This window comes from Devosia sp. 2618 (genome assembly GCF_040546815.1).
Taxonomy (GTDB): Bacteria; Pseudomonadota; Alphaproteobacteria; order Rhizobiales; family Devosiaceae; genus Devosia.
In genome coordinates this window covers 1,083,392-1,104,076 of sequence record NZ_JBEPOO010000001.1, presented here as the reverse complement: position 1 = coordinate 1,104,076, position 20,685 = coordinate 1,083,392, and the positions used below count along the sequence as shown (strand labels likewise).

Here is a 20,685-nt window from a genome sequence, read left to right as displayed (position 1 = left end):
ATCTCAAGGGTCGCCGAAAGGCGGCCCTTTTTCTTGTGCCGTCTCGCTTGCCGCCACCCGCAGGCCAAATGCCAGCAGCTCCGCCGCAATCTCAGGCGTCCGCCCCTCGACATAGCAGCGCAATTCCGGCGCATTCCCCGACGCCCGAAAATGCACCACGTCGCCGGCCGCAGTAAAAATTTGCACGCCATCGACGGTTGAAATCCGGCCAATCCCATAAGCGCCAAACGACGCCCGGGCATAATCCCCGTTGGCCACCAGCCTCTCTAGAAACCTCGCACTGCGCTCGGCCGATACGTGCTGAAGCCGGTCCGCCAATGCCCATGGCAGCGCCAGCTCCGCCACCAGCTGAGCAACGCCGATCTTCCTCTCAGCCGCCATCCCCAGCACGCTCAAGATCGGCAATACCGCATCCCGGGTCGCCAATGCCGCCAATGGCCTGCCATGGGCAACGATCCCCTCGCCAACAAACGTCCCGCCATTGGCCTCGAACCCAACCACCGGCCCGGCCGCCGCCTCCATCGCCGCGATCACATAAGGCGAGCCAACCCGCGTCCGCACCACCTCGAACGCTCCGGCCTTCTCAATCCCCGAACTGGACGTCACCGGCGTCACCACCGTCCGCGCCCCCAGATACCACGCCGTCAACAGCCCCAGCACATCGCCGCGCACAAACTGCCCTTGCGCATCAACCAGCAGTGGCCGGTCCCCGTCCCCATCCGCCGAAACCAGCGCATCGAGCCCATGCTCCGCGACCCATGCGGGCACCGGCAGAAACACCGCATCCCCCACCGCCTCGGTATCAACCGCCACGAAGCGCTCGGCCCGCCCCAGCCGCATCACGGTCGCCCCGAAACACTCCAACACCCGCACCAGAACATCCCGCGCAACGCTCGAATGCTCAAACACCCCAACCCGCAGCCCAACAAGCGCGCCATCCGCGAGCAGCCCAGAATACCGAGAAAAATACCGCTCCATCGCGGCATGCCTCTCATCGACGACCGGCCCTAACGCATCGCCAATCACCGCATCGCGCAGAGCCGCAACAATGCCCGCCTCATCGGCCTTACTGATCTCTCCAGTCGGCAAATAGAACTTCAGCCCATTCCGATCCTCCGGAATATGGCTCCCCGTCACCATCACCGCCGCACAGCCCGCCGCCATCGCATGCAGCGCCAAAGCCGGCGTCGGAAGCGCCCCACAATCCACCGCAGCAAGCCCCGCCGCCTCAACGGCCGCCACGCAATCGCGCAGTATCCCCGGACTGGACTCCCGAAAATCCCGCCCGACAAACACCCGTCCACCGCCAAGCTGCCCAAGCACCTCACCATGCCGCAGGAACGCTGCCACATACGCCCGCGCCGCCTGCCCCTCCAACGCCACCGCCGACCCCCGAAGGCCCGAAGTCCCAAACCGGAGGCTGCTTGTATCAGGCACGGCGGTAGTAGCTCTTGAACCACTCAACGAACCGCTCGACCCCGGTCTCGATTGGCGTCACCGGCAAATCCCCGATCAGCGCATGCAGGAGCGCCGTATCGGTCTGCGTTGCCACCACATCGCCCGGCTGCATCGGCAACATATTGAGCACAGCCGTCTTGCCCAGCGCCTGTTCCACCAGTTCAATAAACCGCAGAAGCTCCGTCGGCCTGCCACCGGCAATATTGACCACCCGATATGGCGCCACCGCCGAAAGACTGTCATGCGCCACCGCCGAGCCGCTGAGCGGCGGCAGTTTGGTCAGCCGGACAATGGCCTCAACCAGATCATCGACATAGGTGAAGTCGCGCTGCATCTGCCCATGCCCGTAAACATCGATCGACTGCCCATCGAGGATCGCCGAGACGAATTTGAACAGCGCCATGTCCGGCCGTCCCCACGGGCCATAGACCGTAAAAAACCGCAAACAGGTCGACGGAATGCCAAACAGATGGGCATAGGAATGCACCATCGCCTCGCCCGCCTTCTTGGTCGCCGCATAGAGCGAAAGCTGAGTGTCCGTCCGATCATTCTCGGCAAATGGCAGGTCGGTATTGCCGCCATAGACCGAACTGGACGAGCCAAACACAAAGTGCTGCGGGGGCGCGATCCGCAGGGCCTCGATCAGATTGGCGGTTCCCACCAGGTTCGATTGAACATAGCTCTGAGGATGCTCAAGACCGTACCGAACCCCCGCCTGCGCCGCGAGATGCACCACAACATCTGCCGCACTGGCCGACAGGCTGTCGCTCAACAACTCAGCGTTTTCCAGCATGCCTTCGACAGCGCTGAAGCCATCTTCGCCAGCCAGAACCGCCAGACGCGCCCGTTTGAGCGAAGGCTCGTAATAGTCGGTCACCCCATCAAAGCCGACAACGCTATGTCCCTCGGATAAAAGCCGGCGCGCCAGATGAAAACCGATAAACCCGGCAGTCCCGGTAACAAAAAACCTCACAAGGCCCTCAATTCGCGCTTAGGCAACGGCGCAACTGAACGACGTCGGTCACTGCCCGTCAATAGGATTGCGGCGCATGTTTTTGACGTCCGACCGGATCGACTTGCCATCCAGTCGCCGCCGCTTAGAGGCCAGTGTCGGCCGCGTCGCGACCCGCGGCTTGGGCACATGCGAGCCTGCCACCAGCAATTCCACCAGCCGCGCCTGCGCATCCGTCCGGTTCATTGGCTGGTCACGGTGTGAATTGGCGGTGATGACAATGATGCCGTCTTTGGTCAGCCGCTTGCCCGCCAACACGGCGACGCGGCGTTTCATCGGCTCGGGAATATTGGGCGAATTGGTCAGGTCAAACCGCAGCTGCACCGCGCTCGACACCTTATTGACGTTCTGCCCGCCCGGCCCCGACGCGCGCACAAACGTCTCCTCGATCTCGGCTGGATCGATGGAAATGGTGCGGGTGATAGGGATCAGGTCTGGCATGGTCGTTTCGGGCGCTAGAGTGCGTTTATGGCCCGCCCAGGCGAGTCAGGTAGCGCGGTTTTCGAGAACCGGAGCGCAGCGTACATTGAGTACGTGAGCACCGGAAGCGCAGAAAACCACGCTAGATGGCCGCCTCGGCGGGCCAGAAACGTGCTCTAGTTCCTGTAACGCCCAGCAAAGATGATCTCACCCTCATGGATCGTCAGCCCCTTGATGGTCGCCCGGTACTTCCCAGGCAGCCCCTCGGCCTCGATCACCCAGCCCTTCTTGAGCATACCGGCGAAAACCTTTTCGCCGATATCCTTGAAATCATCGGGGCCAAGCGCGTTTTCTTCACCGAGGTGAGTAAGCGCCTTGATCTCGCGGTTGGACGGACGTTGCGGCACGATCAGGCAGCCTTTGCCTTGAGGTCCGGCGCGGTCGCGTCGGCCATCAGGGACACCAGCGCGTCCATGAACGGCTCGACCTTCTGACCTTCGGTCCCCAGACGACGCACCGAAACGGTGCCCTCCTCGGCCTCGCGACGACCCACCACAAACATCAGTGGCACCTTGCCGACCGAGTGCTCACGCACCTTGTAGTTGATCTTTTCGTTGCGCACGTCGAGTTCGACCCGGATCCCCGCCGCCTTGAGCTGGTTCACCAGCTTGACCGCATAATCATCCGCCTCGGACACGATGGTCGCGACGACAACCTGCGTCGGCGCCAGCCACATCGGCATCTTGCCGGCATAGTTCTCGATCATCATGCCGATGAACCGCTCGAGCGACCCAAGGATCGCGCGGTGCAGCATCACGGCATACTGGCGCGAACCGTCTTCGGCGATGTAGGTCGCGTCAAGCCGCTCGGGCAGCACATAATCAAGCTGCAGCGTCCCCACCTGCCACGAACGCCCGATAGCGTCCTTGAGGTGGAATTCCAGCTTGGGTGCATAGAACGCGCCCTCGCCTTCCGCGATTTCGAAGTCATAGCCAGTCGCGCGCAGGGCATCGCCCAACGCCTTTTCGGCTGCGTCCCAACGCTCGATCGTGCCGCCATACTTTTCCGGCCGCGTCGCCAGCTTGATGACGACATTCTCGAAGCCCATATGGCCATAGACCGAATAGAGCAGATGCACGAAATGCTCGGTTTCGGCCTGGATCTGGTCTTCGCGGCAGAAAATATGCGCGTCGTCCTGGGTCATCTGGCGCACGCGCATCAGCCCGTGCAAAGCACCATGCGCCTCGTTGCGGTGACAGCAGCCGAACTCGGCCATACGCAGCGGCAGGTCGCGATAGCTCTTGATGCCTTGATTGAAAATCTGCACGTGTGCCGGGCAGTTCATCGGCTTGAGCGCCATCAGGTCGCCCTTGCCGCTCAGCACTGGGCCTTCTTCTTCCGTGCCCGGCACTTCGTCAGGCACCACAAACATGTTTTCGCGATACTTGCCCCAGTGGCCCGACTGCTCCCAGAATTTGGAGCTCATCAGCTGTGGCGTTTTGACTTCCACATAGCCCGACGAGTTCAGACGGCGGCGGATATACGCCTCCATCTGATTGTACAGCACATAGCCCTTGGGATGCCAGAACACCGACCCCTGCGCTTCCGGCTGGAAGTGATAGAGGTCCATTTCCTGGCCGATCTTGCGGTGATCGCGCTTTTCGGCCTCTTCCACCATGTGGAGATAGGCTTCCAGCTCTTCCTTGGTCGCAAACGCCGTGCCGTAAATGCGGCTCAGCACCGGGTTATTGCTGTCGCCACGCCAATAGGCGCCGGCCACCTTGGTTAGCTTGAAGGCTAGCCCAACGTCCTTGACCGAACGCATATGCGGGCCACGGCAGAGGTCGATCCACTGACCCTGCTTGTACATCTTGAGCGACTGGTCAGCCGGAATGGCGTCGACAAGCTCGACCTTGAAGTTCTCGCCACGCGCATCGAAAAACGCCTTGGCCTGATCGCGCGTCCAGATTTCCTTGGTGAACGCAGCGCCCCGGTCGATGATCTCGGCCATCTTCTTTTCGATGGCCGGGAAATCCTCTTCCGAGAACGGCTCGTCACGCTTGAAGTCGTAATAAAAGCCGTTCTCGATCACGGGACCGATCGTCACCTGCGTCGTCGGCCACAGCTCCTGCACCGCTTCTGCCAGCACGTGCGCAGCATCGTGCCGGATCAGCTCCAGCACATCCTTGGAGCCGCTATCGCGCGTCACAAATTCAATGCGGCCATCGGCTTCCAGCGGATCACTCAGATCGCTGAGCACGCCGTTCCAGCGCATGGCCACAGTCTTCTTGGCGAGGCTCTTGGAGATGCCCTCGACGACGGTGGTCCCGGTGGTGCCACGCGGAAAATCGCGAGCTGCACCGTCGGGGAACGTCACCTTGATCGTCATAATAGGTCTCCAGAAATAGGATTGATGTAGCAGAAATTGCTACAAGGCGGCCTGTCTAGCACGGTTTTTGCGCCATGCCAGCCCGTTGCGCGTCTCCCAATCGACACTTGCAAGCCCTGCGGGCATAGTTAGGTCACGCAAATACTGCGGCAAGGGGGGCCTCCGCATGCGCGCCGACACATTACGTCTGCCAATTGCCATTGTCGTCACGCTGATCTGGGTCGGCATCACCGTGTTCTGGGACGCCTGGCTCCCGCAAATCGGTCCTGCCCATCACCCCATCGCCGATGAAGTGACCAACAATATCTCACCCAACCTGCTGGTTGCCTCGCTGTTCATCGCTGCCTGTGTCATCGCGTTTCGCTGGTCCGATGTCGCCTTCAAATGGCCCGAACGTCCAAGCGAGCTTCGGCTGCTCTGGCTGCCGCTGCTCTATGTTCTCGCCTTCTTCAGCTTCACATCGGTCAGCGGCTTACCCGAACCGCACGTTATCGCCTTCCTCGCCATCAACACGGTGCTTGTTGGCTTTTCCGAGGAAATGGCTTTTCGCGGCGTGCTGTTCCGGGGCCTGCTCACACGCCTGCCGATCTGGCCGGCCATCATTGTGACGACGCTGCTATTTGGCGCGGTCCACTCGTTCAATGCGCTGACCACCGGCGATCTACCTGCCGCCATCGCCCAGTCGGTTACCGCCGCCATCAGCGGCCTGCTGTTTCTCGCCATCGTGCTGCGGACCGGCTCAATCCTCCCGGCGATGCTCATCCACGCGCTGTGGGATTTTTCCAATCTGCTGGGCACAGCCAATCTCGTCACCACCGCAGACCATGCCCCGGTTGATCCGAGACTGCTGCTCGTGCCCGTGCTGGTCCAGCTACCGACACTGATCTATGCGCTGTATCTGCTGCGACACGTCGGACGCCCGATCACACCCGACCCTGTGGCCGCATAAAGCCGCCCTACTTCCACCGCCCATAGGTCCACGGCACATACCATCGCGCTGCGGAGGGCACCGCTTCCGGCACCGGATCATAGCCATGCGTGCCGCCGGGACGGCAGCGCACAAACCGCGCCAGTCCCATCCAGCCACCCGGCCAGAAGCCATATTGCCAGATCGCGTCGCGGGTATATTCCGAGCAGCTTGGCAGATGTCGGCAGGTCCGCCCCATGAACATCGACAGCGTATAGCGGTAGATGGTGATCAGCAGCACAGCCGCAAATTTGAACGGCAGGTCCACCACCTGCCAGAATATCGCAATGACTCGATCCATTAGCCGACCGCCGCAACCGATTCTGTGGATTCGATTTTTTCCAGCGCTTCAACCACCGCATCAAACACCAGCAGCGTCGACATATGCCGCGCCCGATAGTCGCGCACTGGTTCCAAATAACGCAGATCGCTCCACTTGCCGGTAGGCGGCTGCCCATCCTGTTTCAGCATCGCGTGCATCTGATCGCGCAGCAGCCGGAACTCCCCAGTCGGCGTCCCGACGATCTCGCGCGCCACCACAGCCGCCGAGGTCTGGCCCAGTGCACAGGCCGAAACCTCGTGGCCATATTCAACGATCACGCCATCGCGCACCACCACATCGACTTCGACCACCGAACCACACACCCGGCTCACCTTGCGGGCGCTGGCATCGGGGTGCGGCAAACGGCCCGGCTGCAGGGCGTTGCCTGCCAGGTCAAGGATCTTCTGGGAATAGAGATCGCTTAGTTCCATCAAACCAACAATTCTGTTTCTTGTCGCCTCGCGCGCTGCGCCTTATATAGGGCGTTCTGGACGGACTGTCAGGGTAAACACCCGCCGACTGGTCCAAAATCGCCGGTGCCGCGTATCAGTGGCTCGCGCAAAGGAGCCGATCGAAATGGATGCCCGCACCAAGCCCGTCGGGACTGCCTTTCCCCCGTCCACCACGCCAGCTGTCCGCCCAACCCAGGAAGAAGCGGAAGCCGCCGTGCGCACGCTGCTCGCCTGGGCCGGCGATGATCCGACCCGCGAGGGCCTGATCGAAACGCCCGGCCGCGTTGCCCGCGCCTATGGCGAGTTCTTCGCCGGCTACGGCCAGGACGCCAAGACAGTCCTCTCAAAGACCTTCCGCGAAGTCGGCGGCTATGACGATATCGTGCTGGTGCGCGATATTCCGTTCAGCTCCCATTGCGAACACCACATGGTCCCATTCGTCGGCAAGGCACATATCGCTTACCTGCCGCATGATGGCGTGGTCGGCCTGTCCAAGCTGGCGCGTCTCGTGGAAGTTTTCGCCAAGCGCCTGCAGACCCAGGAAAACCTGACCGCACAGATCATCGACGCCATCAACGAACACCTCGGCCCGCGCGGCGCGGCGGTCATGATGGAAGCCGAACATATGTGCATGTCGATGCGCGGCGTGCGCGCCCACGGCGCCTCCACCATCACGCATCGCTTCACCGGCGTCTTCGCCGAAGACCGCACCGAACAAGACCGCTTCTTCGCGATGATCAAGCGCTAACGCATGATCCTGCCAAATCCACAGCGCGGATTCCTCCTCCTATCAGGGGGACTTCAAGCCGGCCGGAGGCAAAATCACGCCAGTGGCGTGATTTTAGGTGCGAAGGCCATGAGGGCTATGCCCGAATGGCGGTGGTCGGTATCCTCTGAACAACTCACCTTCGCCGCCCAAGGCCATCATGACCATCGCCTTCACCGACCCAGCGCCCCTCCCCCATGCCGAGCTTGAGGAAGGCACCGCCTTCGCCCCACGCTTCGACGCGTCTGGGCTCGTGACCGTCGTCACCATCGAAGCCGGCACCAACGATGTCTTGATGCTCGCGCATATGAACGCCGAAGCCCTCTCGCTTACGCTTGAGACAGGCATCGCGCACTACTGGTCCCGCTCGCGCGCCAAACTCTGGAAAAAGGGCGAAACCTCCGGCGAGCTGCAGGAAGTGGTCGAACTCCGCACCGATTGCGATCAGGACGCCATCGTCATGACCGTCCACCAAACCGGCCGCGGCGCCGCCTGCCACACCGGCCGAAAGAGCTGCTTCTACCGCCGCGCGGTAGTCGCCGGCAGCGCCGTCACCCTGCAAGACACCGGCCTTCCAAAGCTGTTTGATCCTAAGGATGTGTACTGAGGCAGGCCCAAAGCTGGCCCCTAATGCCCCCACGCCCACCACCTCGTCCCTCGGACTTGATCCGAGGGCCACTCCCGACGCTGCATGAGCTCTGAATGGTCCTCGGATCAAGTCCGAGGACAGCGCAGCGTTTTCGGCAGCGGCCGATGCCCTGAGACCGCATGGTGAGCCCGTCGAACCACGAGGTCGGGCATCCCAATCCCGCCAAGCCCTCGTGGTTCGACAAGCTCAGGATGAGGGCTACTGCGAAACCGCCCCTCAGCTCTTCCGCTCGAACAGCCCCACCATCAAAATCCCGGCAAAAAACCCGCCCAGATGCGCCTGCCAAGCCACCGACAGCTGCTCGCCTGTCAGCAGCGGCACCAGTGGCACGGCGGCATTGAGCACCACCCAGATCAGTACGAAAAACCGCGCCCGGTTATCCCGCATCAGATCGCCAAACGACGCCAGCCGCCGCCCCAGCACGACTCGCTCGCCCGTTTCAGGATGCTGCGCCACGATCACCGGCTGGAAAATGAACCGCACCGCCGCCCCGGTCAGCCCGGAAATACCCCCCGAGGCCCCGATCAGATACGACCCGCTATAGAGCGTCGTCGCCGCAAACAGCGCCGCCCCTGCCGCTGCCGAAACGAAAAAGATCGCCAGCATCGGCCCTGCCCCATAGCGGCGCGCCACCGGCGTCGCGAAAATCGCAAACCACGCCGTATTAACGATCAGATGCTCCCACCCGCCATGCAGCAGCGCGTGGCTGAACGGCGTCCAGATCAGCGGCACCGCCAGCGACAGATCGCTGCTCGCCGCAATGATCCGCAGCGGCTGGAACGCAAACCAGAAGATCAGTTCCAGATAGCCCTGCTGGTTAAGCACCAGGGTTGACGCAAGGTGAACAGCGATGAAAACCCCGACGACCGCCGTAACCGACCCCGGCAGCAGGAAAACCGGCTCGCGCGCGGGCGTGGCTGAAGTTTCGGGCGGCTGACCTTGTTCACTCATCACTTAGCTCCGACTCGCTGGCGCCCTGCGCCTTCCGCTCTTCTTTTCCACATTGCGACGGCCGCGTTAACCTTAACTCTTCTTTAAGAGCGCTTTTGGCGCGCGGGTTTCCTAATATCGGCCCGTGGTGGTGGCGTTCCAAGCGCGAGCGCCTGCCAATGGGTTTGCGGATCGGATATCATGCAGAAGACGAGCACCAAGACGCTCTATGAATACTGGAATGCCATTCGTGGTGCGCGCAGCGCGCCCGACCGCAAAGATATCGATCCGACTCGTATTCGCGAAGCCCTCGCCAACACTTTCATTCTCGAACTCGACGAGAGCGAAAAGTTCTCGTTCCGCCTCGCCGGTTCGCACCTCTGCACCAGCTATTGCCGCGAACTGAAGGGCCGCTCCTTCTCTGCGCTCTGGCATGAGCGCGATACCGACGCGATGGAAACCCTGCTCCGCGCCGTCACCGAAGATCACGCCGTCGCATTGGTCACCTTCCAGGGCACCACCGCGCTGCACACCAAGGTGACCTTCGAAACCATCCTGATGCCGCTGCGTCACAACGGCTCGACCCACACCCGCCTGCTCGGCGCCATGACCGCGCTCGACGAGCCCTATTGGCTCGGCGTGCAGCCCATCATGGAACAGCGCATCACCGGCCTGCGCCTGATCTGGCCAGACGATGTCTCGTTTGAAGACTCCGCCCGCGAAGTCGAAACCAAGGTCGTCAACGACTTCGGTTACGCCAATGCCGGCGCCCCTTCGGCCATGCCTGCTGTTGTCTATGGTCGCAGCGCGCGCCGTTATGCCCATCTCGCTGTAATTGATGGTGGACGTCAGTAAGTATTTCTCACTGAAAAGGCAGCAATTTCTGCTGTCTTTGCCTCCGCAGATCTACCAAGGCCAACACTTTCCGTTAACCAAGACCGTATAGCCTGCTGTTGAAAAACATCGGCTCAAAGCGGTGCGGCGAATGCTCAGCGACGATCTCCCCTCCCCCCAATTCATCGCCCCCGCACGCACGCGCGCCGAATCCACCAAATTTCAGCGCGTCAAAGTCTCGGTCCTCGGCCGCTATATGCTGGCCGACCGCCGCGAATTTCCCTGCCAAATTCTTGAAATGTCGCCCGGCGATGCTGTCATCATCGCGCCCGTTCCCGGCATTCCCGGCGAGCGCATCGTCGCCTATGTCGATCACATCGGCCGCATCGAGGGCACCATCCAGTCCCAGATCGATGGCGGCTTCGTCATGGATATCGCCGCTTCGCCGCGCAAGCGCGACAAGATGGCGGCCCAGCTGACCTGGCTGTCCAACAAAGACATTCTCAATCTGCCCGAAGATCGTCGCCACGAACGCGTCGTGCCCGACATTCGCCACTCCACCGTCGTGCTCGACGATGGCCGCCGCTACAATTGCAAGATCATCGACATCTCGCTATCGGGCGCCGGCATCGAACTCGATGTGCGTCCTGCCATGGGTACCCCGGTTACCCTGGGCCGTATGCGCGCCCGCGTCGTCCGCCATTTCCAGAACGGTGTTGCCGTCGAGTTTGCCTCGGCGCAGGAAATGATGTCGGTCATCCAGCAAAATCTGCGGATGAACTGACCACCAAACGCCGCCCTCCAAAGATCATGCGCGCCCCGATCCAGTATCCGGGCGCCATTTTTTTGCCGTTCTCCTGCCGCCACATCGCAAACGGCGGGGCGCAAGCGCCATTCGGACTCCGATCCTGAGCCGCACCAACCAAGCCCTTGAAGTGCATGGTTAATCGCCCCTGAATCCAATCGATAAAACACGCATAAAAACTGCGTAATAGTTTTCGGATCGCCGAAATCCGGGCCCCTTAGCGTGGTCTCCATCAGGGAGATCATTCATATGGCATCGAACAAAAAGGGACTGCTGACCGCGTTGATGGGTGCACTGCTCGCACTCGCCGCTTCGCTGGCCCCCGTCCAGGCTTTGGATCTGACCAACGTCGCTTTCATTCAGACCTCCAAGGGCCCAACCAGCATTCCAGTTGGCCACGCTGAGTTCTGCAAGTCCCGCGCCGATGAATGCCGCCCTCACTCCAATCCCGTCAGCGCCGTCTCGCTGGACGAGCGCCTGTGGCAGGAACTGATCAACGTCAACGCCTACAACAACCAGGCCATCGTCCCTGTCTCGGACATGGACCTCTATGGCGTTGAAGAATTCTGGACCTACCCGAACGGCTATGGCGATTGTGAAGACTACGCGCTGGCCAAGCGCCGCGACCTGATCAATGCCGGCTGGCCAGCCAGCACCCTGCTGATGACTGTGGTCAAGCAGACCAATGGCGAAGGCCATGCCGTGCTGGTCGTGCGCACCGATCGTGGCGATCTCGTTCTCGACAATCAGGTTGGCTCGATCGAGCTGTGGAGCAACACGCCCTACAAGTTCATCAAGCGCCAGTCGCAGGCCGATGCCGGCAAGTGGGTCGATATGTTTGATGATCGTGACATCGTCACCATCACCGCCGCCATCAAGTAACGCTTAAAAAGTTTCCGGACCTCGCCCAAAGCCTAACCCTGATAGAGGTCTGAAGAATGAGGCCAGCTTCGCGAAAACGAAGCTGGCCTCATTGTATTGGCGCATGAGCACTGCCGGGTGACGTCCGGCAGCAAGCGCGCCTAAAACCGAATAGCGACGTACATGCCCATAAAGAGCAGGCCGGTAATGAAGGCCCAGCCAAAGGCGACCACGGCCGACACGAGCGCCGACGTCATCGACATCGTGCCGCCCTCTTCATGCCGCCAGCCCATCTGCAGCATGATGTAGGGCCCGCACACAAAGCTCATCAGCACATTGCCCATGGCCGACACGTAGCTCTTGCCGTCATAGCGCAGCATGGCCTGTTGCTTGGCGAAACCCTGGTACAAATGCGTCCCCGCACCCGCGATACACAGACCAACGCCAATCAGGAACGCGGCAAGCATAAGTTCTGTCGACATGCCGGTATGTCCCCGTAGCCGTTCGTGACGCATTTAACGTCACTGTTAACCCTTCATTAAGCATATTGACCCCCAGTTGAAGTGTCACGCCCTCTCGCCAAAAATGGTTAACGCTGGTCATGAGTTCTCAATCGGCGCCCGCTGAGCGCAGTTCTGGCGGCTCATCGCTGGCCTTCAACATGGCCGGCATCGCGGTGATGGTGCTGCTGCTCGCGGTCGGCGCCGCCTATCTGGTGGACGAAATGGGCGCGGTCGGCGAACACCGGGTTCCCCGCCTCAATGACGGCGATCCGATCATCCAGACTATTTCGGGCACCGAGCTATCCATCCCCACCAGCTGGTTCCGCTACGGCGAACAGATCAAGGATGGCTTTACCAATCAGATCGACCTGCGCGTCATGTTCGGCGACGCCGATGCCGCCCGCCCTATCGACATAACGCTCCTGCCCCGCAGCCGCGCCCGTGCCAGCGCCAGCCTGCTCGACGCCGTCTATCTGCACCAGTTCGGCGACCAGACGCTGAGCGGCGTCCCCGGCCTCGTCGGCAAGCCAATGTTCGGCAATTCGGGCTTTGCCAACGAAAGCGTCTGGTACGACGCTCTCTCGCCCAACCCCTTCGTCGCCAAATGCCTCGCCCCCGTCACCCCCGACGGCGCCTCTCAATGCGTCCGCACGGTGTACCTCCCCAGCGGCATCGCCGCCGTCTACACCTTCGACGCATCCCTGCTGCAATCCTGGCGCGCCTTCGACACCCAGGCCCAAAAATGGCTAACCCCCATCGGCGCGTGGTGAGCCGGTAAGACATCGATAGGTGGTCACCCACTAAGCGGATTCCTCCCCCTATCAGGGGGACTTCGATCCGGCCGAAGGCAAAATCACGCCAGTGGCGTGATTTTAGGTGAGAAGGCCATGAGACCTATGGTCGAATGGCAGCTGGGGGTATCCCGTAGAAAAACCCTAAAAAATCCCCCAAAAACAAAAATCCCCGCTCGCGCGGGGACCAATGCATCATCTCAATCAACTCAGCCTTAGCTGACTTCATCCAGATCGATATCGAGGATCGACATGTTGAAGATGTAGGACTTGTCGCCGTCTTCGTCGTCGGCGTGGATCAGGCCGATCGATTCATCGCCGATGAACACTTCGACCGAGTCATTGAGCTTTGGGCGCGGACGCACGTCGATATTGGTGTTGTTGAATTTCATCTGCAGGAACTTCTGCAGCTTGATGATCTCGGGATGGTTCACGGGGTCTGTCCTGCTGATTTGCGTTGAGGCGGCAATCTAGTCACCCTTTCAACGCACACAACCCCTCAAGCGTGGCATTTTAGCGGTGACAACCTGAGCAGTCGGCTTGCGCGGCAGTCGCCGCATCAAGCCGGAAGTGACCAGCCCAAATCGACGGGACTAGCCGTTGAGGTCGTGCACCAGCACAACCTGATCCATCACCAGCGCCGGCTGTGCACAGCCCGCTTCGCCGATCACCTTGGCCGGAACACCGGCAACCGTCACGCGCGGCGGCACTTCCTTGAGCACAACCGAACCGGCGCCAATGCGCGAGCAATCGCCGATCTGGATATTGCCCAAAACGGTCGCCCCTGCCCCAATCAGCACGCCATTGCCGATCTTGGGATGGCGATCCTGATCCGACTTGCCAGTGCCGCCCAGCGTCACATTCTGCAGCATGGAAACATTGTCGCCCACCACTGCCGTTTCGCCGATCACGAGACCCGTGCCATGGTCGAGCATGATGCCCTTGCCCATCCGCACGGCGGGATTGATATCCACCTGGAACACCTGGCTGGCCCGGCTCTGGAGATAGAGCGCAAAATCACGGCGCCCGGCCACAAACATGGCATGAGCAAAGCGGTGCGTCTGAATGGCCTGATAGCCCTTGAAATACAGCAGCGGCTCGATGGCGCGATGGCACGCCGGATCGCGCTCCATCGTTGCCGCCAGATCGACGCGCGCGCTCTCGGCAATACCGGGCGAATCCGTCAGCGTCTCGGCAAAAGCCTGACGGATCAAATCAGCCGACACGTCGTCATGATCGAGCCGTGCAGCCAGTCGATGCGCCAGCGCCTGCTCGAACGAGTCGTGGTTGAGAATCGAAGACATCGCCATATTGGCCAGCGAAGGCTCGCTCGCCACGATCTGTCGCGCACCGGCACGCACAGCTTCCCAAACCGGATCAACCGATTTGATATTTGCTGTCTTGTTGGCGCTGCTGGACATTGGCGCGTCTCCACTTCATCGAGAGTCAACGATATAAGCTATTTGATGCCCCAAAACAAAGCCCACACGGGCAAATTGGTTCACGTTTAGCTGTCGACGGCGAACGTCCTGCCTAAAAACGCCAGCGCTGCGGTCTTGAACGCCTTGTCGCCGGTCGCCCGCATGTGATCGCGCTTGGGAATAGTGAACGCCTCGCCCTGCGGCAGCATCTCGGCCAAAGGCTCCGGCGCCCCGGCCATCACATCCGCCTCACCCACTGCCACCAGCACCGGCACATTGATCCGCCGCACATCGGCCCGCGCCATCGGCTGGCGCGAAGTTTCCATGCAGGCGGCCAGCGCCTCGCGGTCGGCCCCGGTATGCTCGGCAAAAATCCGGAACTGCCGCGCCGTCGGATGCGTCAGACCATCCAGCGATGGCGCCAGCAGTCCCGAGATGATGTCATTACCGTCGCTCAGCCCATTGATCAGGTTCATGCCCATGCCGCCGAAGATGGCGCAGGCGACCCGCTCCTCGTGCTCAAACGCCATGAAGGCAGCGATCCGCGCGCCCATTGAATAGCCCAGCACTGCCGCCCGCTCGATTCCAAGATGGTCGAGCAGCGCCACGGCGTCCTGTGCCATGTCGCGCGGATAGTATTGTTCCGGATCGTACGGTTTGTCGGAAGCGCCATGCCCGCGATTGTCGAGCGTGATGGCGCGATAGCCGGCGGTGGTCAGCGTTTCCACCCAGCCGGTATCGATCCAGTTGACCTTGCCGCTCGATGCAAAACCATGGATGCACAATACCGGCGGACCGTCGCCAGCGGATTCGTAGGCCAGGGTCAAACCGTCGGATTCAAATTTGGGCAAGTCACGCGTCCTGATCTCAATGCTAGCAATGTGCTAACGAATTCGGGCAATCTGCTAAGGCAAAATCGAAAGGGGCTGAACCCTTTCCTTCAATCCGTGCTTGGCATATGGTCCGGCCAAATCAAACAGGTTTATCGCCATGGCACACGGCACTACGCCCCACTTTCACAATACCGAAGGCCTTCGTCAAATCGAGGTCGGCTCCAAGGAATTCCAGTGCATCGGCGCTTTGCCTCCGTTTGATCACCCCCACGTCTATCTCGACATGGGCAAGGATAACGAGATCGTTTGTCCTTATTGTTCAACGCACTACGTGTTTAATTCGCGTCTTGCGCCCGGCGCGTCCAATCCGCCTTCCGCCATTTACCACGACGCTGCCGCCTGAGCGCGATCATGCCCGGCACGGGCCGTAGTTTCTATATCGCTGGCGCGGGAATAGCGGGGCTGACTCTAGCCCTCGCCTTGGCAAAATTCGGCGCCACGGTCACCGTTCTCGAGCGCAGTCTGGCCATCTCCGAATTCGGCGCCGGCCTCCAGATCAGCCCCAATGCGCGGCGCATTCTCAACCGCCTCGGGCTCGATGAAGCGATCACGGCGACCAGCCTCGAACCCGCCGGCATCGACATTTATCCCCATCGCCGCGCCACCCCACTGGTGACGCTTGAACTAGGCGCGATCATGCGGGAAAAGTTCGGCGCACCCTATGCGGTGATGCACCGCGCCGACCTCGCCGAGGCGCTTTATCTTGCCTGCCGCCGCTTTGGAAATATCGACATTCGCTTCGGCGTCAGCGTCCAGCACGCCGAAACCAGCGAGCAAGGCGTCACCCTCAATATCAACGAGGCTTCCGCCAAAACTCGCATTGCACGGGGCTTGGCACTAATCGGCGCCGATGGCGTCTACTCCCGCACCCGCACCAGCTTCCTCGACGGCCCCGCTGCCGCCTATGGCGGCCGAGTCGCCTGGCGCACACTGCTGCCGTTTGATTCTGTCTCCGGCCAGATCGCCCTCGATCGCGTCTCGGTGCTGTTCGGGCCGGGCTATCACATGGTGTGTTATCCCCTGCCGCATCGCCGTCAGGTCAACGTCGCCCTCTTCGCTCAAGTGGCCCAGACCCACGGCGATCTCGGCACCCACCCGATCCTGCGCAAGCCACGCCGCCCCAGCCCCGGCATCGACGCAATCCTGGCCGCCGCAGGCGAAAGCTGGACCCACTGGCCGCTTTACACCGTCGAGACGCCAGTCTGGCACCAGGGCAATGTCGGACTCATCGGCGATGCCGCGCACGCCATGGTGCCGTTCCAGGCGCAGGGCGCCGCCATGGGCATCGAGGACGCGGCAGTGCTCGCGCCGCTGCTGATTTCCGAGAACAGCGCCGCCCAAGCCTTTGAAAATTACCAACAGATTCGCCAGCAGCGCGTCGCCAGGGTCGCCAAGACCTCAGCGATGAATGGTCGCATTTTCCATATGGCATGGCCGCTCAGCGTCGCCCGCAACAGCGTCATCGCCCTGCAAGGCAGCCGCGGCCATCTGCGGCGGCTGGACTGGCTTTATGCCCACGATACCCAACCGGTGTATGCTCCGCCCGGGATAAATAATTGAGGGCAAGGTGCATCGGGTTTGGAACCCACAAGCATGCTTCGGTCTTGCGTTGACAGTCTGGCCTGTGTCAACTGCGCGACAACACCGAGCGCGCGGCGAATTCAAGAAAGTTAGCACTCAAGCATGCAAGCAGCGACTCGCTCACGCCTGACCCTCACCTGTATTCTGGTGACGATCCTGCTGGATATGATCGGTGTTGGCATCATCGTGCCGGTTCTGCCCGAGCTTTTGGAAGACCTGACCGGCGGCAGCGTCGCCAATGCGGCCGTCATCGGTGGCTATCTGGTCTTTGCTTATGCCTTCATGCAGTTCGTGTTTTCCCCCGTTCTGGGCAACCTTTCCGACCGCTTCGGTCGTCGTCCGGTCCTGCTGTGTTCGCTGCTCGGCCTGACCTTTGACTACCTGATGATGTCGATTGCCCCGGTGGTCTGGTATCTGTTTATCGGCCGCATCATCGCCGGTATTGCTGGCGCCGCACTGGCGACAGCGACCGCGTATATGGCCGACATCACCCCGCCCCATAAGCGCACGCATCGCTTCGGCCTGATCGGCGCGGCCTTCGGTCTGGGCTTTATCATCGGCCCCGTCATCGGTGGCGAACTGGGGGAACTCGGCCCCCGCGTTCCATTTTATGCCGCAGCCGGCCTGGCGTTTGCCAACTTCCTGTTCGGCCTTTTCGTCTTGCCCGAAAGCCTGCCCAAGCACTCGCGGCGCAAGTTCGACATCCGTCGTGCCAATCCCTTCGGCGCCGTCGCTGCCCTGCGCAAATATCCATCGGTCTTGTGGCTGCTGGCTGTGCTGTTCTTCTTCCAGATGGCCGCCCAGTCGCTGCCAACCGTGTTCAGCTATTTCACGGTGGAAGTCTTCCAGTTCACCTCCTCCACTATCGGTCGCACGCTCGGCGCCTTCGGCATCGGCTTTGCCATCAGCCAGGCGCTGCTGGCAGCGCCACTCGCCCGTGGCATGGGTGAACCCGCTGTCGCCATGATCGGCCTGCTCGCCGCAATCACCGCCTTTGCCGGCGTGGCCTTTGCCAGCGACGTGTTTTACCTCTACCTCTTTATCATGGTCGGCACCGTCAGCGGCCTCGCCCCGCCTGCAATCAACAGCGTGCTGTCGCGTCAGGTGCCCGATAACGGTCAGGGCGAATTGCAGGGCGCGGTCAACGCCGCCAGCTCGCTCGCGACCATTATCGGTCCGCTGTTTGCGACCCAGATTTTCTCTTATTACAGCGCCGCTCCAGGCACCCCGGCATACTTTCCCGGCGCGCCATTCATCGCCGCGAGCGTCAGCGTTCTGGCCGCTTTGATCATTTTTGGTATTGCCGCCTGGCGCTTCGAGCTCAGTCACCGCCCTAGCGTTGCCAATCATCCCCATGTGCCAGGAACCCCACCACCGGGTCAGGTACGCATAGCCCCGATTGAAGATGACACTGATAATCCGCCCCGCCGTTGAGGCAGACCACGCCGCCGTTCTAGCCATCGTTTCGCCAGTCCTGGCGGCCGGCGAAACCTATGCCGTCGCAACCGACCTCGATGCTGAAGGCGTAGCCAATTATTGGTTCGGCCCGACCCACGAGGTGTTTGTCGCAGAACTGGACGGAGTAGTACTGGGCACCTACTACCTGATGGCCAATCAGCAGGGCGGCGGCGCCCATGTCGCCAATTGCGGTTACATGACCTCAGCCGCTGCGCAGGGCAAAGGCATCGCGCGCACCATGTGCGAACACTCCCTGGTTCGCGCCAAGGAACGCGGCTTCCGCGCCATGCAGTTCAACCACGTCGTCTCGACAAATGCCCGCGCCGTCGCCCTCTGGCAAAAGCTGGGCTTCGCCATCGTCGGCACCCTGCCCCAAGCGTTCAAACACCCTACGCAGGGCTACGTAGACAGCTACGTAATGTTCCGCGCGCTCTGAAAACCGCCCTCGTGGTTCGAGGGTCGCGTTGCTCCCACCACACCATGAGGGCTCCTAAAACACCGCACCAAGAGTAGCCCTCATGGTGAGGTGCGAGTTCTTCACGAGCCTCGAACCACGAGGGCGTGACACGGTGCTCCCCAAACAAAAAGGGCCCCGCAAAACGCGGAGCCCCAAAACCTCGAACCGACCAAGCCTTACTTGCCCAGCGTGCTCGGCCAGGTTCCATGCAGGTCGGTCCCACGCCCAACAATCTCGAACCCATGCGCACCGAAGAAATCGCGCTGGCCTTGGATAAGGTTGGCAGTGCCCTGTGCCTGACGGTAGCTGTCGAAATAGCTCAGTGCTGCCGACAGACAGATCATCGGGAACTCACCGACTGCCGATGCGGCCACGACCTTGCGCAGGCTCGGATGCGCGTCCTTCATGATCGCCACGAAGTCCGGCACAACCAGCAGGTTGGTGTTGCCACCCTTCTCATAGGCCGAGCTCATCTGGTCGAGGAAGCGCGAACGGATGATACAGCCCGCGCGCCAGATCTTGGCGATGGTGGCCAGCGGCAGTGCCCAGCCATTTTCTTCCGAAGCCTTGGCGATCACGGCAAAGCCCTGCGCATAGCTGACGATCTTGCCAGCCAGCAGCGCCTTTTCGAGGTCGGCCAGCGTCACGTCGGTTTTGGCGCGGTTTGGCTTGCCATAGATGGCTTCAGCCGCAACGCGCTCGTCCTTGCGCGACGAGATCGAACGCGCGGCCACGGCACCCTCGATGGCTGTCGCGGGGACGCCCATCTGTTGCGCGGCAATCGCCGACCAGACGCCTGTTCCCTTCTGGCCAGCCTTGTCGAGGATCAGCTCAACCAGGGGCTTGCCAGTCTGATCGTCAGTGGCGGCCAGCACGTGGCCGGTGATTTCGATCAGGTAGGAATTGAGGGGACCCTTGTTCCATTCCTTGAACACTTCGGCGCATGCCGTTGGGTTCATGCCCAGACCGTCGCGCATCACGCCATAGACTTCGGCGATCATCTGCATGTCGCCATATTCGATGCCGTTGTGGATGGTCTTGACGAAGTGGCCAGCGCCGCCCTCGCCCAAATAGGCGCAGCAGCTTTCGCCATTGAACTTGGCAGCAATGGCCGTCAGGACAGGCTCGGCATTGTGCCACTGTTCCTTGGAGCCACCGACCATGATGGATGGGCCGTGGCGCGCGCCCTCTTCACCGCCCGAAACACCGACGCCGAGATAGCCGATGCCCTTTGGCTTGAGGTAGTCGAAGCGGCGCTGCGTGTCGGTGAACAGCGAATTGCCGCACTCGATGATGGCATCGCCCTGGTCCAGATGCGGCAGCAGCTGCTCGATCATGTCGTCGACCGGCTTGCCAGCCTTGACCATGATAATGATCGAACGCGGCGCCTTGATTGCCTGGATGAATTCGGTGAGATCGGCTTTGGGAATGACCTTGCCGTCGAGGCCCTGCTCCTTGGCCGTCACGACGAAGTCGTCGATGCGCGACGCCGTACGGTTATGAACAGCGACTGTATAGCCCTTTTCGGCGATATTGAGCGCGAGGTTGGAGCCCATCACCGCTAGGCCGATCAGGCCGATATCCGCTGTCGACATACAAAACGTCCTTCCAGAACTATCAGGTCACATCCATGCTCGCAGCGCATGGCTCGTTGCGGGGGAACTGACCACAAACCCGTTTGATACGGAAGTCGTATTTAAGGAAATTTGGGCCAAA

At 61.3% G+C, this 20,685-nt stretch carries 24 protein-coding genes; 11 read left to right on the top strand and 13 right to left on the bottom strand.

What is annotated here, in order from left to right; translation table 11 throughout:
- Nucleotides 1-3: 3 nt before the first annotated feature.
- The 5 genes from ABIE28_RS05515 to thrS all read right to left on the bottom strand — a co-directional run bounded on the left by ABIE28_RS05515 (nt 4) and on the right by thrS (nt 5,279).
- A complete protein-coding gene (locus ABIE28_RS05515) occupies nt 4-1,437 on the bottom strand; it encodes a phosphohexomutase domain-containing protein (protein ID WP_354066408.1) in 1,434 nt (477 codons plus the stop codon).
- Nucleotides 1,430-2,431 carry an NAD-dependent epimerase/dehydratase family protein gene (locus tag ABIE28_RS05510; RefSeq protein WP_354060887.1) on the bottom strand — a complete coding sequence of 334 codons (1,002 nt, stop codon included), beginning with the start codon at nt 2,429-2,431 and terminating at the stop codon, nt 1,430-1,432. The genes ABIE28_RS05515 and ABIE28_RS05510 overlap by 8 nt, the downstream gene beginning before the upstream one ends.
- 48 nt (nt 2,432-2,479) lie before the next feature.
- Nucleotides 2,480-2,911: an alternative ribosome rescue aminoacyl-tRNA hydrolase ArfB gene (arfB, locus tag ABIE28_RS05505; protein ID WP_354060885.1), complete on the bottom strand. Its 432-nt coding sequence runs from the start codon at nt 2,909-2,911 to the stop codon at nt 2,480-2,482.
- Nucleotides 2,912-3,066: 155 nt separating this feature from the next.
- The gene (locus ABIE28_RS05500; protein WP_354060883.1) at nt 3,067-3,297 is read right to left on the bottom strand and encodes a hypothetical protein; all 231 of its coding nucleotides are present in this window, start codon (nt 3,295-3,297) and stop codon (nt 3,067-3,069) included.
- Nucleotides 3,298-3,299: 2 nt separating this feature from the next.
- A complete protein-coding gene (thrS, locus tag ABIE28_RS05495; RefSeq protein ID WP_354060881.1) occupies nt 3,300-5,279 on the bottom strand; it encodes a threonine--tRNA ligase in 1,980 nt (659 codons plus the stop codon).
- A 166-nt stretch (nt 5,280-5,445) separates the two neighbouring features.
- On the opposite strand from thrS, the gene ABIE28_RS05490 reads away from it, so the two are divergent.
- Entirely contained in the window at nt 5,446-6,228 is a 783-nt protein-coding gene (locus ABIE28_RS05490; RefSeq protein WP_354060879.1) for a CPBP family intramembrane glutamic endopeptidase, read from the top strand.
- Nucleotides 6,229-6,235: 7 nt separating this feature from the next.
- Here the strand turns inward: ABIE28_RS05490 and yidD are convergent, their stop codons facing one another.
- Both yidD and ABIE28_RS05480 read right to left on the bottom strand, forming a co-directional pair.
- Nucleotides 6,236-6,547, bottom strand: coding sequence for a membrane protein insertion efficiency factor YidD (gene yidD, locus ABIE28_RS05485; RefSeq protein ID WP_354060877.1), 312 nt, complete (start codon nt 6,545-6,547; stop codon nt 6,236-6,238).
- Complete coding sequence (locus ABIE28_RS05480) at nt 6,547-6,999, bottom strand: iron-sulfur cluster assembly scaffold protein (RefSeq protein WP_354060875.1); 453 nt, start codon at nt 6,997-6,999, stop codon at nt 6,547-6,549. Before ABIE28_RS05480 ends, yidD begins: the two co-directional genes overlap by 1 nt.
- Before the next feature lie 145 nt (nt 7,000-7,144).
- On the opposite strand from ABIE28_RS05480, the gene folE reads away from it, so the two are divergent.
- Entirely contained in the window at nt 7,145-7,768 is a 624-nt protein-coding gene (folE, locus tag ABIE28_RS05475) for a GTP cyclohydrolase I FolE (RefSeq protein WP_354060873.1), read from the top strand.
- 178 nt (nt 7,769-7,946) lie between these two features.
- Nucleotides 7,947-8,393, top strand: coding sequence for a phosphoribosyl-AMP cyclohydrolase (gene hisI, locus ABIE28_RS05470; RefSeq protein ID WP_354060871.1), 447 nt, complete (start codon nt 7,947-7,949; stop codon nt 8,391-8,393).
- A gap of 258 nt (nt 8,394-8,651) precedes the next feature.
- Here the strand turns inward: hisI and ABIE28_RS05465 are convergent, their stop codons facing one another.
- The gene (locus tag ABIE28_RS05465) at nt 8,652-9,386 is read right to left on the bottom strand and encodes a rhomboid family intramembrane serine protease (protein ID WP_354060869.1); all 735 of its coding nucleotides are present in this window, start codon (nt 9,384-9,386) and stop codon (nt 8,652-8,654) included.
- Between the two features lie 180 nt (nt 9,387-9,566).
- Here ABIE28_RS05465 and ABIE28_RS05460 point away from each other — a divergent pair, with 180 nt between their 5' ends.
- From ABIE28_RS05460 to ABIE28_RS05450, 3 genes are all read left to right on the top strand, one after another.
- Nucleotides 9,567-10,220 carry a PAS domain-containing protein gene (locus tag ABIE28_RS05460; RefSeq protein ID WP_354060867.1) on the top strand — a complete coding sequence of 218 codons (654 nt, stop codon included), beginning with the start codon at nt 9,567-9,569 and terminating at the stop codon, nt 10,218-10,220.
- 130 nt (nt 10,221-10,350) lie between these two features.
- Nucleotides 10,351-10,983, top strand: coding sequence for a PilZ domain-containing protein (locus ABIE28_RS05455; protein WP_354060865.1), 633 nt, complete (start codon nt 10,351-10,353; stop codon nt 10,981-10,983).
- A gap of 270 nt (nt 10,984-11,253) precedes the next feature.
- Nucleotides 11,254-11,886 carry a transglutaminase-like cysteine peptidase gene (locus ABIE28_RS05450; RefSeq protein ID WP_354060863.1) on the top strand — a complete coding sequence of 211 codons (633 nt, stop codon included), beginning with the start codon at nt 11,254-11,256 and terminating at the stop codon, nt 11,884-11,886.
- A gap of 140 nt (nt 11,887-12,026) precedes the next feature.
- Here ABIE28_RS05450 and ABIE28_RS05445 read toward each other — a convergent pair whose 3' ends face one another.
- A complete protein-coding gene (locus ABIE28_RS05445) occupies nt 12,027-12,347 on the bottom strand; it encodes a DUF6949 family protein (RefSeq protein ID WP_354060861.1) in 321 nt (106 codons plus the stop codon).
- Between the two features lie 119 nt (nt 12,348-12,466).
- Here ABIE28_RS05445 and ABIE28_RS05440 point away from each other — a divergent pair, with 119 nt between their 5' ends.
- Complete coding sequence (locus ABIE28_RS05440; protein WP_354060859.1) at nt 12,467-13,138, top strand: hypothetical protein; 672 nt, start codon at nt 12,467-12,469, stop codon at nt 13,136-13,138.
- Between the two features lie 236 nt (nt 13,139-13,374).
- Here ABIE28_RS05440 and ABIE28_RS05435 read toward each other — a convergent pair whose 3' ends face one another.
- The 3 genes from ABIE28_RS05435 to ABIE28_RS05425 all read right to left on the bottom strand — a co-directional run bounded on the left by ABIE28_RS05435 (nt 13,375) and on the right by ABIE28_RS05425 (nt 15,446).
- Nucleotides 13,375-13,593, bottom strand: coding sequence for a DUF3126 family protein (locus tag ABIE28_RS05435; RefSeq protein WP_354060857.1), 219 nt, complete (start codon nt 13,591-13,593; stop codon nt 13,375-13,377).
- A 159-nt stretch (nt 13,594-13,752) separates the two neighbouring features.
- Complete coding sequence (gene cysE / locus ABIE28_RS05430; protein WP_354060855.1) at nt 13,753-14,580, bottom strand: serine O-acetyltransferase; 828 nt, start codon at nt 14,578-14,580, stop codon at nt 13,753-13,755.
- Nucleotides 14,581-14,666: 86 nt separating this feature from the next.
- Nucleotides 14,667-15,446: an alpha/beta fold hydrolase gene (locus ABIE28_RS05425; RefSeq protein WP_354066407.1), complete on the bottom strand. Its 780-nt coding sequence runs from the start codon at nt 15,444-15,446 to the stop codon at nt 14,667-14,669.
- Nucleotides 15,447-15,570: 124 nt separating this feature from the next.
- Between ABIE28_RS05425 and ABIE28_RS05420 the strand changes: the two genes are divergently transcribed.
- The 4 genes from ABIE28_RS05420 (at nt 15,571) to ABIE28_RS05405 (ending at nt 18,948) form a co-directional block, all read left to right on the top strand.
- Nucleotides 15,571-15,816, top strand: coding sequence for a zinc-finger domain-containing protein (locus ABIE28_RS05420; RefSeq protein WP_354060853.1), 246 nt, complete (start codon nt 15,571-15,573; stop codon nt 15,814-15,816).
- An 8-nt stretch (nt 15,817-15,824) separates the two neighbouring features.
- Nucleotides 15,825-17,033: an FAD-dependent monooxygenase gene (locus tag ABIE28_RS05415; protein WP_354060851.1), complete on the top strand. Its 1,209-nt coding sequence runs from the start codon at nt 15,825-15,827 to the stop codon at nt 17,031-17,033.
- A 123-nt stretch (nt 17,034-17,156) separates the two neighbouring features.
- Entirely contained in the window at nt 17,157-18,488 is a 1,332-nt protein-coding gene (locus ABIE28_RS05410; RefSeq protein ID WP_354060849.1) for a TCR/Tet family MFS transporter, read from the top strand.
- A complete protein-coding gene (locus ABIE28_RS05405; RefSeq protein ID WP_354066406.1) occupies nt 18,466-18,948 on the top strand; it encodes a GNAT family N-acetyltransferase in 483 nt (160 codons plus the stop codon). Before ABIE28_RS05410 ends, ABIE28_RS05405 begins: the two co-directional genes overlap by 23 nt.
- A 197-nt stretch (nt 18,949-19,145) precedes the next feature.
- Here the strand turns inward: ABIE28_RS05405 and gnd are convergent, their stop codons facing one another.
- Nucleotides 19,146-20,564 carry an NADP-dependent phosphogluconate dehydrogenase gene (gnd, locus tag ABIE28_RS05400; RefSeq protein WP_354060847.1) on the bottom strand — a complete coding sequence of 473 codons (1,419 nt, stop codon included), beginning with the start codon at nt 20,562-20,564 and terminating at the stop codon, nt 19,146-19,148.
- Between the last annotated feature and the right edge of the window lie 121 nt (nt 20,565-20,685).